The following is a 16662-nucleotide window of genomic DNA, read 5'->3' as shown; positions in this document are numbered from 1 at the left end:
TGCGGGCGATGCCACCCCCCGCGTTCCAGGGCCAAGAATCGGTGCCACACAGGAGCGCACCCGCATGAATCCCTCGTCCCAACCCGCCGCCGTCCACCTCGTCCTGCAGCGACGGGCCGCGGGTGCGCCCGAGGTGGATGTGGTGCTCACCGATCCCGCCAGCGGACGTGACTGGCGACCCGGCCGCGGCCTGCGTGCCTACGGCAGTGCCGAGGGCGCCGCCTGCTTCGAGGCCGTGATGGCCGACTTCATGCCGCCCCCGGCCCCGCCGCGCACCAGCGGACGCACCCCCTCCTAGTCCTGCCGCGGGGCCGCGGGGTGTTAGCCTGCGCCGCCCGTGGACTGCAGGAGGTGGCTTGAGCTGGTTTCCCCAAGCGGCTTTGAACGCCGGCGTGCGCAAGCGCGAGGTGTTCGGCTGGGCGATGTACGACTTCGCCAACTCCGGCTACACGACGGTGGTGCTCACCGCCGTGTTCAACGCCTATTTCGTGGGCGTGGTGGCGCAGGGCGCCAGCTGGGCCACGCTGGCGTGGACGCTGTGCATCGCGGTCTCCAGCGCCATCACCATGCTCACCGTGCCCGCCCTGGGGGCGCATGCCGACCAGCGCGGTGCCAAGAAGCGGGTGCTGGCCTGGACCACGGCCGGCTGCGTGCTGGCCACGCTGGCGCTGGCGGCCTGCGGCCGCGGCGACGTGGCCCTGGCGGCGGTGGCGGTCATCGTGTCCAACACCTTCTATTCGTACGGCGAGGCGCTCAACGCCGCCTTCCTGCCCGAGCTGGCGCGGCGCGAGGCCATTGGCCGCGTGTCCGGCTGGGGCTGGAGCTTCGGCTACTTCGGCGGCATGTTGTCGCTGGGCCTGTCGCTGGCCTATGTGCTGTGGGCCCAGGGACAGGGGCAGGAGGCCGCGCAGTTCGTGCCCGTCACCATGCTGATCACCGCCGGCGTGTACGCGGCAGCCTCGGTCGCCACCTTCGTGCTGCTGAAGGAACGGGCGCAGCCGCAGCCGCAGCCCGCCGGTCCGGCCGGCCAGGCGGGTGTTGGTCAGGCCCTGGCGCGGCTGGCACGCACCGGCCACCAGGCGGCGCACTACCGGGACTTCGCGTGGCTGCTGGCCTGCAGCACCGCCTACCAGGCGGGCATCGCCGTGGTGGTGGCACTGGCCGCGGTGTATGCGGAGCAGGCGCTGGGCTTCCAGCAGACCGACACCATGGCGCTGGTGTTCGCGGTCAACATCGCCTCGGCCGCGGGGGCCTTCCTCTTCGGCTACTGGCAGGACCGTTCGGGCCACAAGCGCACGCTGGGCGCCACGCTGGTGGGCTGGCTGGTGATGACGCTGCTGGCCTATGCCGCCACCGGGCCCGGCCTGTTCTGGGTGGCGGCGGTCCTGGCCGGCTTGTGCATGGGCTCCAGCCAATCAGCCGGTCGTGCGCTGGCCGGTGCCCTGGCGCCAGCCGACCGACTGGCCGAGTTCTTCGGCCTGTGGACCTTCGCCACCCGGCTGGCCGCGATCCTGGGTCCGCTCACCTACGGCCTGGTGACCTGGCTCACGGCCGGCAACCACCGGCTGGCCATCCTGTCCACGGCGGTGTTCTTCGTCGCCGGCCTGTTGCTGCTGCGGCCGATCGACGTGGCCCGCGGCGTGGGCGCGGCAGGCGGCTCTTCCGCCGACTGACTTTCCCGAAGTGGCCCGTGCAGCAGCGCCGGGCCTGCACCCCGGCGACGGCCTACACCGGGGCCTGCCCGGCCGTCGCCACCACGCCGGCCCAACGCTCGGCTGCGGCCTGCAGCTTTGCCGGGTCACCGGTGCTCCACAGCGTGCAGCCGGGCGCCTGCTGCAGGGCCGGCAAGGCCGTGGCCAAGGCGACGGTGCGTCGCGCCACGGCGTCGGCCGTGTCCACCAGCTGCACGTCCTGGCCCAGCGCAGCCTGGATGCGCCCGGCCACCAGCGGATAGTGGGTGCAGCCCAGCACCACCACGTCACAGCCCGCAGCGCGCAGCGGCGCCGCATGGCGCTCGATGCATTCGCCCACCTCCGCGCTGTGCAGCGAATGCTGCTCGATGGCCCGGGCCAGCCCGACGCAGGCCTGCAGATGGATGCGCACCTGCGGCGCCGCAGCGGCCAGCCGGTTCTTCAGCGTCACGAAGCGGGGGCTGCACAGGGTGCCCTGGGTGGCCATCACGCCCACGCTGCCGCGGCGGGTCAGGGCCAGCGCGGGCTTCAGGCCGGGCTCCAGTCCCACGATGGGCCAGTCCGGCATCGCCTGCCGCAGCCCGGCCACGGCCGCCGCGGTGGCGGTGTTGCAGGCGATCACCAGCAACTGCGCGCCCTGTTCACGCAGGAAGGCCGCGGCCCGGGCGGTGCGCTCGCTGACAAAGACGGCGTCACGCTCGCCATAGGGCGCATGGCCGCTGTCGGCCAGGTAGCTGAGCTGGGCGGCCGGCAGGCTGTGACGCAGTGCCCGCAGCACCGACAGGCCACCAAGGCCGGAGTCGAAGACGCCGATGTGCACCGGCAGGGCGGAGGTGGTCATGGACAGGGCGCCGAATCGGGCGCGCAGTGTAGGTTCGGGTCAGCCCGGGTGCCAAGAATGCACGTTCCGGCGGCCTTGGCCCTTAGAATCGAACGATCGTTCGTTTTTGATTTCCCATTGCTAGGAGCACAAGCGCATGAAGGTACTCGTCCCCGTGAAGCGGGTGGTGGACTACAACGTCAAGGTGCGGGTCAAGGCCGACGGCACCGGCGTGGACATCGCCAACGTGAAGATGAGCATGAACCCGTTCGATGAGATCGCGGTGGAAGAGGCCGTGCGGCTGAAGGAGAAGGGCGTGGCCACCGAGGTCATCGCTGTCTCGTGCGGCCCCACGCAGTGCCAGGAGACCCTGCGCACCGCGATGGCCATCGGCGCCGACCGCGGCATCCTGGTCGAGTGCACCGACGAGCTGCAGCCGCTGGCCGTGGCCAAGCTGCTCAAGGCGCTGGTGGACAAGGAACAGCCCGGCCTGGTGATCCTGGGCAAGCAGGCCATCGACGACGACTGCAACCAGACCGGCCAGATGCTGGCCGCGCTGGCGGACCTGCCGCAGGCCACCTTCGCCTCGAAGGTGGAAGTTGCTGATGGGAAAGCATCGGTCACCCGTGAAGTCGACGGCGGCCTGGAGACCCTGTCGGTCACGCTGCCCGCGGTCATCACCACCGACCTGCGCCTGAACGAGCCGCGCTACGTCACGCTGCCCAACATCATGAAGGCCAAGAAGAAGCCGCTGGAGGTCGTCAAGCCGGCCGACCTGGGCGTCGACGTGGCCCCGCGTATCAAGACCCTGAAGGTCAGCGAGCCGCCCAAGCGCAGCGCCGGCATCAAGGTGCCCGACGTCGCCACGCTGGTGAGCAAGCTCAAGACCGAAGCCAAGGTGATCTGACCATGACCGCACTTGTTATCGCAGAACATGACAACGCGACCGTGAAGGGCGCGACCTTCAACACCGTCACTGCCGCCAGCCAGATGGGCGGCGACGTGCACGTGCTCATCGCCGGCCACAACGCGCAGGGCGCGGCCGATGCGGCGGCCAAGATCGCGGGCGTCAGCAAAGTGATCCTGGCCGAAGCCGCCGGCCTGGAGCACGGCCTGGCCGAGAACGTCGCCGCGCAGGTGCTGGCGATCGCCGGCAACTACAGCCACCTCGTCTTCCCGGCGACGGCCAGCGGCAAGAACATCGCCCCGCGCGTGGCCGCCAAGCTCGACGTCGGCCAGGTCAGCGACATCACCAAGGTGGTCAGCGCCGACACCTTCGAGCGCCCGATCTACGCCGGCAACGCCATCGCCACGGTGCAGGCGACTGACGGGGTCAAGGTCATCACCGTGCGCGGCACCGGCTTCGACGCCGCCGCGCACGAAGGTGGCAGCGCCGCAGTGGAGAAGGCCGAAGCCGCCGCCACCAGCGACAAGGCCACGTTCGTCGGCAGCGAGATCGCCAAGAACGACCGGCCCGAGCTGACGGCCGCCAAGATCATCGTCTCGGGCGGCCGGGCGATGGGCAGCAGCGACAAGTTCAACGAAGTGCTCACCCCGCTGGCCGACAAGCTGGGTGCCGCACTGGGCGCCAGCCGCGCCGCGGTGGATGCGGGCTACGCGCCCAACGACTGGCAGGTCGGCCAGACCGGCAAGATCGTCGCGCCGCAGCTGTACATCGCCGCGGGCATCTCGGGCGCCATCCAGCACCTGGCCGGCATGAAGGACAGCAAGGTCATCGTGGCCATCAACAAGGACCCCGAGGCGCCGATCTTCAGCGTGGCCGACTATGGGCTGGAGGCGGACCTGTTCAATGCGGTGCCGGAGTTGGTGAAGGCGCTGTAAGGCGCACCGGCAGGAGTGAAGGCGCCCCTTGCGGCGCCTTTTTCTCGCGATCCATCGGAGACAACCAGATGACTTACCGAGCCCCCGTGCGCGACATGCTGTTCTGCATGCAGGAGCTGGCCGGCCTGCAGACGCTGTCGCAACTGCCCGGCTTCGAAGAAGCCGGCATCGACACCGCCCAGGCCGTGCTGGAGGAATGTGCCCGCTTCAACGAGAACGTCGTGGCGCCACTCAACTGGGAAGGCGACAAGCATCCCTCGTCCTGGAAGGACGGCCAGGTGACCACCACGCCGGGCTTCAGGCAGGCCTTCCGCCAGTTCGGCGAAGGCGGCTGGCAGGGCTTGCAGCATCCGGTTGAATTCGGCGGGCAAGGCCTGCCCAAGACCATCGGCGCGGCCTGCATCGAGATGATCAACAGCGCCAACCTCAGCTTCGCGCTGTGCCCGCTGCTGACCGACGGCGCCATCGAGGCGCTGCTGACCGCCGGCACCGACGAGCAGAAGGCGCTGTACCTGCCCAGGATGATCGACGGCAGCTGGACCGGCACGATGAACCTCACCGAGCCCCAGGCGGGTTCCGATCTGGCGGCGGTGCGCACCCGCGCCGAGCCTCAGCCCGATGGCACCTACAAGATCTTCGGCACCAAGATCTACATCACCTTCGGCGAGCACGACATGGCGGACAACATCGTCCACCTGGTGCTGGCCCGCGTGACCGGTGCGCCGGAGGGCGTCAAGGGCATCTCGCTCTTCATCGTCCCCAAGTTCCTGGTGAATGCCGACGGCTCGCTGGGCGCGCGCAACGACGTGCACTGCGTGAGCATCGAGCACAAGCTCGGCATCAAGGCCAGCCCCACCGCCGTGCTGCAGTACGGCGACCATGGCGGCGCCATCGGCACGCTGGTGGGCGAGGCAAACCGCGGCCTCGAGTACATGTTCATCATGATGAACGCCGCCCGTTTTGCCGTCGGCACGCAAGGCATCGCGCTGGCGGAGCGGGCCTACCAGAAGGCCGTGGCCTACGCCCGCGAGCGCGTGCAGTCGCGGCCGGTGGATGGCTCCATGCGCACGGCCGCCCCCATCATCCACCACCCCGACGTCAAGCGCATGCTGATGACGATGCGGGCCTGCACCGAGGGATGCCGCGCGATGGCGCTGACCGCCGCCGCCGCCTACGACGCTGCTCATGCCCATCCGGACGCCGAAGTGCGGCAACAGAACCAGGCCTTCTATGAATTCATGGTGCCGCTGGTCAAGGGCTACAGCACCGAGATGAGCATCGACGTGGCAAGCCTGGGCGTGCAGGTGCATGGCGGCATGGGCTTCATCGAGGAAACCGGCGCGGCCCAGTACTACCGCGACGCCAAGATCCTGACCATCTATGAAGGCACCACGGCCATCCAGGCCAACGACCTTGTCGGCCGCAAGACGGCACGGGATGGCGGCGCCACGGCACGTGCCATCGCCGCGCGCATCGAGCAGACCGAGCAGGCCCTGGCCGCCAGCGGCAGCGTGCACGCTGGCGCGGTGCGGCAGCACCTGCAGGCAGGGCGCGAGGCTTTCCTGCGGGTGGTCGACTTCGTGGTCCAGCAGGCCAAGGCCGATCCCAACGCCGTGTTTGCGGGGTCCGTGCCGTACCTCATGCTGGCGGGCAACCTGGTGGCGGGCTGGCAGCTGGCGCGTTCACTGCTGGTGGCCGAGGAACGCCTGGCCGCCGGCGTCGACGAGCCGTTCATGGCGGCCAAGATCATCACCAGTCGGTTCTATGCCGACCACATCCTGTCCAAGGTGCCCGGCGTGTGTCACAGCATCGTCGAAGGTAGCGAGGGCGTCACCCACATGGCTCTGGAGGCCTTCTGATGGCATTGCCCCCCGTACTTGCGAACCTGCCCTTGCCCATCATCGGTTCGCCGCTGTTCATCGTCAGCAATCCGAAGCTCGTCATCGAGCAGTGCAAGGCAGGCGTGGTGGGCTCGATGCCAGCGCTCAATGCACGCCCGGCGTCGCAGCTGGAAGACTGGCTGGCCGAGATCACCGAGACGCTGGCCGCCCACGACCGCGCGCATCCGGAAGCCAAGGCCGCACCCTTTGCCATTAACCAGATCGTGCACAAGAGCAATGACCGGCTCGAGCACGACATGGAGGTCTGCGCCCGCTACAAGGTGCCCATCGTGATCACGTCGCTGGGCGCGCGCACCGACGTGAACGAAGCCGTCCACGCCTGGGGCGGCGTGGTGCTGCACGACATCATCAACAACACCTTCGCCCACAAGGCGATCGAGAAGGGCGCCGACGGTCTCATCGCCGTGGCGGCCGGCGCGGGCGGCCACGCCGGCGTGAAGAGCCCGTTTGCGCTCATCCAGGAGATCCGCGAGTGGTTCGATGGCCCGATCGCTTTGTCCGGCTCCATCGCCACCGGCGCTGCGGTGCTGGCCGCCCAGGCCATGGGCGCCGATTTCGCCTACATCGGCAGCGCCTTCATCGCCACCGAAGAAGCCCGTGCCAGTGACGACTACAAGCAGGCCATCGTGGACGGCGCCTCGGATGACATCGTCTACTCCAACCTGTTCACTGGCGTGCATGGCAACTACCTGAAGCGCTCCATCGTCAGCGCCGGGCTCGACCCCGACAACCTGCCGGTCAGCGATCCCAGCAAGATGAGCTTCGGTGGCGATGGCGCCAAGAAGGCCTGGAAGGACATCTGGGGTTCGGGCCAGGGCATCGGGGCCGTCAAGCAGGTGCTGCCTGCACGCGAACTGGTGGCCCGCCTTCAGCGCGAGTATGTCGAGGCGCGCACACGGCTGTCTCTCGCCTGAAGACTCAGTCTCGTCGTCGGCCGGCGGCGATGTAGATCGAACCGGCCCACAGCGACTGCTCCTCCACCTCGCAGAGGTAGGGCCGCAACAGATCCCACGGGCACGCCAGCCCTTCCAGGCAAGTCGTCGAATACATCGCCGCCGACCAGACGAAGAGATTGGCTGGCACCGCCCACAAAGGTGCCCATTGCAGCCCTGCGGCCACCACCCGGCCCCCCGGTTTCACCTGCGACATCAGCCACTGCACTGCACGCGGATTGCGAAGCACGTCGTGCGTGAAGTGGAACAGCATGGCGTCGACCGGGGCGATGCCGGAGAAGTCCGCCAGTTCGGCAACCGACTGCTGCAGGTCGATCCAGGGCATGCGCATGCCCACGACGCGGGCGCGCGCCCTGGACAGCATGCCCGGCGAAGGTTCCACGCCGAGCACACGGCCCCGTGGGCCCACGGCCGCTCCCAGCAGCGGCAGGCTCAAGCCGGTGCCACAGCCCACATCCACCACCGATTGCCCGGGGCCGATCGCAAGTTGCTCGATCGCCGCACGGCGGACAGGCTCAAAAGCTGCGAGCTCCCAGTCATAGCGCCCGGCGCGCTCTTCATACTGGGCCATCGCCGCATCGGCATCAGGACCATGGGGAAGTGCAGCGTGGTTCGCCTGAGGTTTGACCATCGTCCGATTCTGGGCCCTGGCCTGTGACGCGCCACCTGCAAACATCAACCACGCAAAAAGTTGACCGCCTCAAAAATCCCATGCTATAGTGCAAGGCTTCGCTGATCACAGCGCGGTTGTTTCGAAGGAAGCGGCGGCGAATGGCAAGCGAAGCGGATCGAAAGACCCGGCAGTTGACAGGGATTTAAAAAGAACGTCATAATCACTGTCTTCGCTGATTACTGCAAACGAAATCAGCAGCGACCTGCAAGGGCCGCAGTTCTTTAAAAAGTTACAGCCGATAAGTGTGGGCGTTTGAAGGCGAGCACCGTCAAGCCGCAAGGCAACGGGGTTTTCGGACCTCAAACGCTCATGGAAGTGAAGTTCACTTCAATTCTTTGAGTGATTAAACAAGATCGAACTAAAGAGTTTGATCCTGGCTCAGATTGAACGCTGGCGGCATGCCTTACACATGCAAGTCGAACGGTAACGCGGGGCAACCTGGCGACGAGTGGCGAACGGGTGAGTAATGCATCGGAACGTGCCCAGAAGTGGGGGATAGCCCGGCGAAAGCCGGATTAATACCGCATGAGACCTGAGGGTGAAAGCGGGGGATCGCAAGACCTCGCGCTTTTGGAGCGGCCGATGTCAGATTAGCTAGTTGGTGGGGTAAAGGCCTACCAAGGCGACGATCTGTAGCTGGTCTGAGAGGACGACCAGCCACACTGGGACTGAGACACGGCCCAGACTCCTACGGGAGGCAGCAGTGGGGAATTTTGGACAATGGGCGCAAGCCTGATCCAGCCATGCCGCGTGCGGGAAGAAGGCCTTCGGGTTGTAAACCGCTTTTGTCAGGGAAGAAACGCTCTGGGCTAATACCCTGGGGTAATGACGGTACCTGAAGAATAAGCACCGGCTAACTACGTGCCAGCAGCCGCGGTAATACGTAGGGTGCAAGCGTTAATCGGAATTACTGGGCGTAAAGCGTGCGCAGGCGGTTATGCAAGACAGATGTGAAATCCCCGGGCTCAACCTGGGAACTGCATTTGTGACTGCATGGCTAGAGTGCGGCAGAGGGGGATGGAATTCCGCGTGTAGCAGTGAAATGCGTAGATATGCGGAGGAACACCGATGGCGAAGGCAATCCCCTGGGCCTGCACTGACGCTCATGCACGAAAGCGTGGGGAGCAAACAGGATTAGATACCCTGGTAGTCCACGCCCTAAACGATGTCAACTGGTTGTTGGGAGGGTTTCTTCTCAGTAACGAAGCTAACGCGTGAAGTTGACCGCCTGGGGAGTACGGCCGCAAGGTTGAAACTCAAAGGAATTGACGGGGACCCGCACAAGCGGTGGATGATGTGGTTTAATTCGATGCAACGCGAAAAACCTTACCTACCCTTGACATGTCTGGAATCCTGAAGAGATTTGGGAGTGCTCGAAAGAGAGCCAGAACACAGGTGCTGCATGGCCGTCGTCAGCTCGTGTCGTGAGATGTTGGGTTAAGTCCCGCAACGAGCGCAACCCTTGTCATTAGTTGCTACGAAAGGGCACTCTAATGAGACTGCCGGTGACAAACCGGAGGAAGGTGGGGATGACGTCAGGTCCTCATGGCCCTTATGGGTAGGGCTACACACGTCATACAATGGCCGGTACAGAGGGCTGCCAACCCGCGAGGGGGAGCCAATCCCAGAAAACCGGTCGTAGTCCGGATCGCAGTCTGCAACTCGACTGCGTGAAGTCGGAATCGCTAGTAATCGCGGATCAGCTTGCCGCGGTGAATACGTTCCCGGGTCTTGTACACACCGCCCGTCACACCATGGGAGCGGGTTCTGCCAGAAGTAGTTAGCCTAACCGCAAGGAGGGCGATTACCACGGCAGGGTTCGTGACTGGGGTGAAGTCGTAACAAGGTAGCCGTATCGGAAGGTGCGGCTGGATCACCTCCTTTCTGGATAGTCTGGTGCTTTAATTCTTGCGCCCACGCTTATCGGCTGTACTTGACGGCAGATTGGGGTCTGTAGCTCAGTCGGTTAGAGCACCGTCTTGATAAGGCGGGGGTCGTTGGTTCGAATCCAACCAGACCCACCACCTATTGGGGGGTGTAGCTCAGCTGGGAGAGCACCTGCTTTGCAAGCAGGGGGGTCATCGGTTCGATCCCGTTCACCTCCACCAATGAAGATTGTTCAGGCCAAGAACTGATGAGTTCTTGGCCTGTGCGATCCGTGTGGTTGCCTGTCGTTCTTTAACAATTCAAAGAGTCGAAATCAGTAATTGTTGTCGACGCATTGGATGCAGTGAAAGCTGTTTCCGAAGCGAAGGTGACGTTCAATGATTGCGTCAAAACAAACTTCAAGAATTGAAGTTCGGCATAACGCGTAAATACTCAAAGTCAACAGATAGTTGATTTTCAGTCCTTGACGACGCCTCAAGCGTGAGGTGTCAAAGTTATAGGGTCAAGTGACTAAGTGCATGTGGTGGATGCCTTGGCGATTACAGGCGACGAAGGACGTGATAGCCTGCGATAAGCTTCGGGGAGCTGGCAAATTAGCTTTGATCCGGAGATTTCCGAATGGGGAAACCCACCCTTAGGGGTATCGCATGATGAATACATAGTCATGCGAGGCGAACCGGGTGAACTGAAACATCTCAGTAGCTCGAGGAAAAGACATCAACCGAGATTCCGAAAGTAGTGGCGAGCGAAATCGGAAGAGCCTGCACGTTTTAGCAGCTCACTTATCAGAACAGTCTGGAAAGGCTGGCCATAGCGGGTGATAGCCCCGTATGAAAAAAGTAGGCTGTGGAACTAGGCGTGCGACAAGTAGGGCGGGACACGTGAAATCCTGTCTGAAGATGGGGGGACCATCCTCCAAGGCTAAATACTCGTAATCGACCGATAGTGAACTAGTACCGTGAGGGAAAGGCGAAAAGAACCCCGGGAGGGGAGTGAAATAGATCCTGAAACCGCATGCATACAAAAAGTCGGAGCCGCAAGGTGACGGCGTACCTTTTGTATAATGGGTCAGCGACTTACATTCAGTGGCGAGCTTAACCGAATAGGGAAGGCGTAGAGAAATCGAGTCCGAATAGGGCGTTCAGTCGCTGGGTGTAGACCCGAAACCAGGTGATCTATCCATGGCCAGGATGAAGGTACCGTAACAGGTGCTGGAGGTCCGAACCGACTAGTGTTGCAAAACTAGCGGATGAGCTGTGGATAGGGGTGAAAGGCTAAACAAACCTGGAGATAGCTGGTTCTCTCCGAAAACTATTTAGGTAGTGCCTCAAGTATTACCATCGGGGGTAGAGCACTGTTATGGCTAGGGGGTCATGGCGACTTACCAAACCATTGCAAACTCCGAATACCGATGAGTACAGCTTGGGAGACAGTGCACCGGGTGCTAACGTCCGGACACAAGAGGGAAACAACCCAGACCGCCAGCTAAGGTCCCTAAAATTGGCTAAGTGGGAAACGAAGTGGGAAGGCTAAAACAGTCAGGATGTTGGCTTAGAAGCAGCCATCATTTAAAGAAAGCGTAATAGCTCACTGATCGAGTCGTCCTGCGCGGAAGATGTAACGGGGCTAAGCCAGTTACCGAAGCTGCGGGTGCATCGCAAGATGCGCGGTAGGAGAGCGTTCTGTACGCCTGTGAAGGTGGATCGTGAGGTCTGCTGGAGGTATCAGAAGTGCGAATGCTGACATGAGTAGCGTTAAAGGGGGTGAAAAGCCCCCTCGCCGAAAGCGCAAGGTTTCCTACGCAACGTTCATCGGCGTAGGGTGAGTCGGCCCCTAAGGCGAGGCAGAGATGCGTAGCTGATGGGAAACAGGTCAATATTCCTGTACCGACGTGCAGTGCGATGTGGGGACGGAGAAGGTTAGCTCAGCCGGGTGTTGGATATCCCGGTTCAAGCATGTAGGCGTGCCCTCTAGGCAAATCCGGAGGGCTTAGCTGAGGTGTGATAACGAGGAGGCTTGCCTCCGAAGTGAGTGATACCCTGCTTCCAGGAAAAGCCACTAAGCTTCAGCTGCACGCGACCGTACCGCAAACCGACACTGGTGCGCGAGATGAGTATTCTAAGGCGCTTGAGAGAACTCTGGAGAAGGAACTCGGCAAATTGACACCGTAACTTCGGAAGAAGGTGTGCCTTTAGTAGGTGAACCATTTACTTGGGGAGCCCAATGAGGTTGCAAAGAATCGGTGGCTGCGACTGTTTATTAAAAACACAGCACTCTGCAAAGACGAAAGTCGACGTATAGGGTGTGACGCCTGCCCGGTGCTGGAAGATTAAATGATGGGGTGCAAGCTCTTGATTGAAGTCCCAGTAAACGGCGGCCGTAACTATAACGGTCCTAAGGTAGCGAAATTCCTTGTCGGGTAAGTTCCGACCTGCACGAATGGCGTAACGATGGCCACACTGTCTCCTCCAGAGACTCAGCGAAGTTGAAATGTTTGTGATGATGCAATCTCCCCGCGGAAAGACGGAAAGACCCCATGAACCTTTACTGTAGCTTTACATTGGACTTTGAACAGATCTGTGTAGGATAGGTGGGAGGCTTTGAAACCCAGTCGCTAGATTGGGTGGAGCCGACGTTGAAATACCACCCTGGTGTGTTTGAGGTTCTAACCTTGGCCCGTGATCCGGGTTGGGGACAGTGTATGGTGGGCAGTTTGACTGGGGCGGTCTCCTCCCAAAGTGTAACGGAGGAGTTCGAAGGTACGCTAGGCACGGTCGGAAATCGTGCTGATAGTGCATTGGCATAAGCGTGCTTGACTGCGAGACTGACAAGTCGAGCAGGTACGAAAGTAGGACAAAGTGATCCGGTGGTTCTGTATGGAAGGGCCATCGCTCAACGGATAAAAGGTACTCTGGGGATAACAGGCTGATACCGCCCAAGAGTTCATATCGACGGCGGTGTTTGGCACCTCGATGTCGGCTCATCTCATCCTGGGGCTGTAGCCGGTCCCAAGGGTATGGCTGTTCGCCATTTAAAGAGGTACGTGAGCTGGGTTTAAAACGTCGTGAGACAGTTTGGTCCCTATCTTCCGTGGGCGCTGCAAGATTGAGAGAGCCTGCTCCTAGTACGAGAGGACCGGAGTGGACGCACCTCTGGTGTATCGGTTGTCACGCCAGTGGCATTGCCGAGTAGCTAAGTGCGGAAGAGATAACCGCTGAAAGCATCTAAGCGGGAAACTCGTCTCAAGATGAGTCTTGCCGGGGCCTTGAGCCCCCTGAAGAGTCGTTCGAGACCAGGACGTTGATAGGCTGGGTGTGGAAGCGCAGTAATGCGTTAAGCTAACCAGTACTAATTGCTCGTGAGGCTTGACCCTATAACTTTGACAACACGACCGTCAAAGATCACGTTATGCCAAACCTTGGCGCAATCGTTGAATACTGATTACACTCTTTGAATTGGCTGGGCTGACCCAACAGGCGTCAACCCGGCAACCCGTCAAGCCTGATGACCATAGCGAGGTGGTCCCACTCCTTCCCATCCCGAACAGGACAGTGAAACGCCTCAGCGCCGATGATAGTGCGGGTTCCCGTGTGAAAGTAGGACATCGTCAGGCTATTTACCCAGCGCATGCCCCCGCATAACGAATAGTTGTGCGGGGGTTTTTGCCTTTTGGGGGCAGCTAAATCGGGGTGAGGCGCAAGACATGCGCCCCTGAGGGCCGCACATTGCGTTGCACGCGAGTCGCTTCAGTTGAAGTTTTTGTTCTCGGCACCGAGCGCTGGAATCCATATGCGGCACTGGATGCCCCCCGCAGATCGCTGCTGCCATTCGACGTGGCCCCCCAACTGCCGAACTCGCTTCCTGACGCCGTTCAAACCCAGACCATGTGTCCAGGCCGAAGGTGGGCCACCAACGCCGTTGTCCCTCACCGTGATGGTGAACTGGCCATGCTGGAGCGAGGCATCTACTTCGACACGCGACGCCTGGGCATGGCTGATGATGTTGTTGATGAGCTCGCGCAGGGCGCGTGTGAGTGCAGACCATTGAACGACGTTCAATACCAGGTCCCTGTCGGCGGAAAAGGACCATGCGAGCTGGCAGTTCGCAGCATTCAGGCGTTGAGCGATATCCGCCTTCCATTCCGCCGCGGCGTGGGACAGTCTGTGGTTGGATGCGGCGAGCCCTCGGGTCAGTGTTTTTAGGTCCTTCAGCGTGTGGCGCACATATTCTTCGGTCTCGGCATCCGGGGCGCGATACATCAGCGTCAGCAGGCGAGCACCAATGTCGTCGTGCAAATCCTGCGCCAGCCGCATGCGCTCTTCACTCCTGCCCTGTTCCACCGCTTGATCGAAGGCCACGGCGCGCTTGAGCTGCTCGCAGATGCGGTCAGCCAGCCGGGCGTCCTCGTCGCAAAACAGGCGGGTGCCTTTTCTGGCATACCGAAGCACGACCGTGGCGTCTGGCTGCTCATGGGCACCCGGCACCGGCGGGACCGGCACGATGAGGGTGGAGCCGTCGCCCGCCACGCGTGCGAAGGGCAGTGATCTGGCCACCAGCATCGTTTCCATGGGCTCGAACAATTCGCGCAGCAACTGGCACAACCGCTCGCCTACATGCTCGGGCTGCCGCTCTACCTCACGCGCCAAGCGGTAAAGCTGCTCGAACGCGCGCTCGGTGGTGAGTACGGTACTGTCCATGATGCGGTTCAGCAGCCACTGGCGGACGCCGGCATAGATGGCGACTGAGATGAACAGCGCCAGCGTCACCGAGGCGAATTGACCGAGGGAAAACAAGGCCACGAACAGCAGGTCGAGCGAAGTGGCAACGGTGCTGACGCCCGCCAGCATCGAAAATTCGCGCAGGACCTGCTGCGACCGCGATAGAAAGGGCAGCAGTGCCAGCAGCGATGCCAGGAACACCACCCACACCGTCGAGCCGATGGCGGTGGCAAGGTGTGCGTTGGCGGTGCTGCCGGAAGCGGTCGCCATCGCGACGGTGAGCAGGCCCAGCGTGGACACGGCGACGGTGGCCAAACGACGCAACAGCAGGGAGGCGGGATGAGGCTCCAGCTTGCGTGCCTGCTGAAGCTGCGCGATGGCCACCAGTCCTGCAGCGATGGCTGCGCCCTGAGTCCACCACCACGCGCCGGGCAACTGCCCAGTGCATACCCACCACATGAGCAGCAGCGCCACCATCCATCCCGTTGCGGCAATGACGGTGCGATGGCGCAAGGTGCGTGGGTGGATGCCGGTGGCCTGGATCAAGGCGGCGCCGGTGGCCAGGTCCAAGGAAGTCCGTGCGGTGAAGTCCCAGTCCAACAGCCACTGAGGAAGCAACAGGCCCGGCACCGACTCTGCGGCGATGAACGCAAGATTGGCGGCCTGGCAGGTCGCCATGACGGCATACAGCAGATTGCGCTCGTTCGGGCGCGCGGCAGCGACGACGGCAGCCGTCAGGAAAAGCGCCAGCGCCAGCCCCGCCATGAGCCAGAAACCAGCTCCCAAGCCGCCGATGCCGCGGGCATGGGGGCGCAGTGCGACCGGCGATTGCTCAGCCAGCACGAGGGTGATAGGCCCCAGCTTCACCGCTTCGTTGAGCTTCGAATGCAGCCGGGCATGTTGCGCCCGCTCGTCGTCTCCGACGATCCAGCGAGGCGAGCGCTGCAGCATGCCCGGCGCGACGGCGAGCGGTCGGCCGTGGGCGTCGAGCATGCCGACCACCACTGCGGCGTCGATGGCGCCAGAGCGGGCGGGCACGGCGCTGGCGATCAGGCGGCCATCGGCGTCCACGCGCCAACTGGCGCCCAGAGAAGGCGTCGCGGCCAGGGCGCGCACCAGCAGGAACACGGCCAGGCAGGCAAGCAGCGCCGCCGCTGCGACCACCCGGGTTCGCCAGCCGACCGCGACCGCGTGGCCCAGGGGCCGGCCCAGCGTGCGCTCCCATGCGGATGCATCGAAGCTGGAGTCAGGGCCCGTGTCGGCGCCTCGCGAGGGGAGGGCAGTGGGGGTCATGAAGCGCGCGGCGGTGGGCAGGCGGTGGCCTGCGCAAGGGGTGTGCGGTCAGACCAGGCCCTGCTTGCTGGCCAGCACAGCCGCTTCCGCCCGGCTGGAGACGTTGAGCTTCTTGTAGATGGACTTGATGTGGTCGTTCACGGTGAACCACTTGATGCCCATCAGGCTGGCGATCTCCTTGATCGTGAAGCCTTTGCTCAGGTACGTGAGCACCTCGTTCTCGCGCGGGGTGAGCCGTTCATGATCCAGTGGCTTCTCGATGGGCACCGGTCGGCTGGTGGCGTAGCCGAAGGGCGTGGAAAAGCCCGAATCCACGGCCGCGCCCTCCTGTGGATTGCCACGGAAGTGCGTCAGGAGCCGGCGCGCAATGGCGGGGGACAACGGGGGCTGGCCCCGCACGATCTTCTGCAGTTCCTCCACCAGCACCTCGAACCGGTCTTCCTTGAGCAGGTAGCCATCCGCGCCACGCTGCAGGGCGGGAAACAGGTGGTCGTCGTCGGAGTAGAGCGTGGTGACGATCTTGGTGGCCGGGTAGTGCACCAGTTCGGCCAGCAGTTCCATGCCGTTGCCGTCAGGCAACTCGAGGTCGACGAGGATCAGCTTGAAGGGATCGACGCCGTGCAGGCCACGGGCGCCGCCCGTCAGGTTGATGTGCTTGCGCGCGCTTTCGAGGTCGCCCGCCTCGGTGATGACGATGGTGTCGCTGAAGCTTTCTCTCACGACACGGCACAGGAAACTGCGTGCGACCGGATTGTCTTCCAGGATCAGGACCTTGACGGCCATGGCTCTACCCCCTCATGCCACACCCGAAACAGGTGTTTCTGCGCCGCAGATTGTGCGGCGCATCGTAGCGCATCGAGCTTCCCCCCGGGGGAGGGTGATTG

The 16662-nt window shown here is 63.0% G+C and carries 10 protein-coding genes, 2 tRNA genes and 3 rRNA genes; 11 read left to right on the top strand and 4 right to left on the bottom strand.

What is annotated here, in order from left to right; all coding sequences use genetic code 11:
- The first annotated feature begins 64 nt into the window (after window positions 1-64).
- Both LRS14_RS06645 and LRS14_RS06640 read left to right on the top strand, forming a co-directional pair.
- On the top strand, window positions 65-298 hold the full coding sequence (locus tag LRS14_RS06645; RefSeq protein ID WP_257799025.1) for a hypothetical protein: 234 nt from the start codon (window positions 65-67) through the stop codon (window positions 296-298).
- Window positions 299-356: 58 nt separating this feature from the next.
- On the top strand, window positions 357-1673 hold the full coding sequence (locus LRS14_RS06640; RefSeq protein WP_257799024.1) for an MFS transporter: 1317 nt from the start codon (window positions 357-359) through the stop codon (window positions 1671-1673).
- A 52-nt stretch (window positions 1674-1725) separates the two neighbouring features.
- Here the strand turns inward: LRS14_RS06640 and murI are convergent, their stop codons facing one another.
- Complete coding sequence (gene murI / locus LRS14_RS06635) at window positions 1726-2532, bottom strand: glutamate racemase (RefSeq protein ID WP_046116106.1); 807 nt, start codon at window positions 2530-2532, stop codon at window positions 1726-1728.
- 136 nt (window positions 2533-2668) lie between these two features.
- On the opposite strand from murI, the gene LRS14_RS06630 reads away from it, so the two are divergent.
- The 4 genes from LRS14_RS06630 (at window position 2669) to LRS14_RS06615 (ending at window position 7168) form a co-directional block, all read left to right on the top strand.
- The gene (locus LRS14_RS06630) at window positions 2669-3418 is read left to right on the top strand and encodes an electron transfer flavoprotein subunit beta/FixA family protein (protein ID WP_257799023.1); all 750 of its coding nucleotides are present in this window, start codon (window positions 2669-2671) and stop codon (window positions 3416-3418) included.
- A 2-nt stretch (window positions 3419-3420) separates the two neighbouring features.
- Window positions 3421-4353: an electron transfer flavoprotein subunit alpha/FixB family protein gene (locus tag LRS14_RS06625; RefSeq protein ID WP_257799022.1), complete on the top strand. Its 933-nt coding sequence runs from the start codon at window positions 3421-3423 to the stop codon at window positions 4351-4353.
- Between the two features lie 68 nt (window positions 4354-4421).
- On the top strand, window positions 4422-6212 hold the full coding sequence (locus tag LRS14_RS06620; protein ID WP_257799021.1) for an acyl-CoA dehydrogenase: 1791 nt from the start codon (window positions 4422-4424) through the stop codon (window positions 6210-6212).
- Window positions 6209-7168: a nitronate monooxygenase family protein gene (locus tag LRS14_RS06615; protein WP_157039847.1), complete on the top strand. Its 960-nt coding sequence runs from the start codon at window positions 6209-6211 to the stop codon at window positions 7166-7168. Before LRS14_RS06620 ends, LRS14_RS06615 begins: the two co-directional genes overlap by 4 nt.
- 4 nt (window positions 7169-7172) lie before the next feature.
- On the opposite strand, the gene LRS14_RS06610 is transcribed toward LRS14_RS06615, so the two are convergent.
- On the bottom strand, window positions 7173-7838 hold the full coding sequence (locus tag LRS14_RS06610; protein ID WP_257799020.1) for a class I SAM-dependent methyltransferase: 666 nt from the start codon (window positions 7836-7838) through the stop codon (window positions 7173-7175).
- Between the two features lie 397 nt (window positions 7839-8235).
- On the opposite strand from LRS14_RS06610, the gene LRS14_RS06605 reads away from it, so the two are divergent.
- From LRS14_RS06605 to rrf, 5 genes are all read left to right on the top strand, one after another.
- Window positions 8236-9764 (top strand): 16S ribosomal RNA (locus LRS14_RS06605).
- A gap of 63 nt (window positions 9765-9827) precedes the next feature.
- A tRNA-Ile gene (locus LRS14_RS06600) sits at window positions 9828-9904 on the top strand.
- Between the two features lie 7 nt (window positions 9905-9911).
- Window positions 9912-9988, top strand: a tRNA-Ala gene (locus tag LRS14_RS06595).
- Between the two features lie 279 nt (window positions 9989-10267).
- Window positions 10268-13140 (top strand): 23S ribosomal RNA (locus LRS14_RS06590).
- A gap of 127 nt (window positions 13141-13267) precedes the next feature.
- Window positions 13268-13380: ribosomal RNA gene (rrf, locus tag LRS14_RS06585) — 5S ribosomal RNA — on the top strand.
- Together the 16S, 23S and 5S rRNA genes with 2 tRNA genes alongside form the textbook arrangement of a ribosomal RNA operon.
- Window positions 13381-13513: 133 nt before the next feature.
- Here rrf and LRS14_RS06580 read toward each other — a convergent pair.
- Window positions 13514-15778 carry an ATP-binding protein gene (locus tag LRS14_RS06580; RefSeq protein ID WP_257799019.1) on the bottom strand — a complete coding sequence of 755 codons (2265 nt, stop codon included), beginning with the start codon at window positions 15776-15778 and terminating at the stop codon, window positions 13514-13516.
- A 48-nt stretch (window positions 15779-15826) separates the two neighbouring features.
- Window positions 15827-16561, bottom strand: coding sequence for a response regulator transcription factor (locus LRS14_RS06575; protein WP_046115705.1), 735 nt, complete (start codon window positions 16559-16561; stop codon window positions 15827-15829).
- Window positions 16562-16662: the final 101 nt, after the last annotated feature.

The sequence above is a fragment of the Aquincola sp. J276 genome (genome assembly GCF_024700035.1).
GTDB lineage: Bacteria > Pseudomonadota > Gammaproteobacteria > Burkholderiales > Burkholderiaceae_C > Aquincola > Aquincola tertiaricarbonis.
This window is presented reverse-complemented; position numbering and strand designations above follow the sequence as displayed.

Coding starts and splice junctions, on each gene's coding strand:
- LRS14_RS06645 (WP_257799025.1), top strand. CDS start 65: ATGAATCCCTCGTCCCAACCCGCCGCCGTCCACCTCGTCCTGCAGCGA.
- murI (WP_046116106.1), bottom strand. CDS start 2,532: ATGACCACCTCCGCCCTGCCGGTGCACATCGGCGTCTTCGACTCCGGC.
- LRS14_RS06630 (WP_257799023.1), top strand. CDS start 2,669: ATGAAGGTACTCGTCCCCGTGAAGCGGGTGGTGGACTACAACGTCAAG.
- LRS14_RS06625 (WP_257799022.1), top strand. CDS start 3,421: ATGACCGCACTTGTTATCGCAGAACATGACAACGCGACCGTGAAGGGC.
- LRS14_RS06620 (WP_257799021.1), top strand. CDS start 4,422: ATGACTTACCGAGCCCCCGTGCGCGACATGCTGTTCTGCATGCAGGAG.
- LRS14_RS06610 (WP_257799020.1), bottom strand. CDS start 7,838: ATGGTCAAACCTCAGGCGAACCACGCTGCACTTCCCCATGGTCCTGAT.
- LRS14_RS06580 (WP_257799019.1), bottom strand. CDS start 15,778: ATGACCCCCACTGCCCTCCCCTCGCGAGGCGCCGACACGGGCCCTGAC.
- LRS14_RS06575 (WP_046115705.1), bottom strand. CDS start 16,561: ATGGCCGTCAAGGTCCTGATCCTGGAAGACAATCCGGTCGCACGCAGT.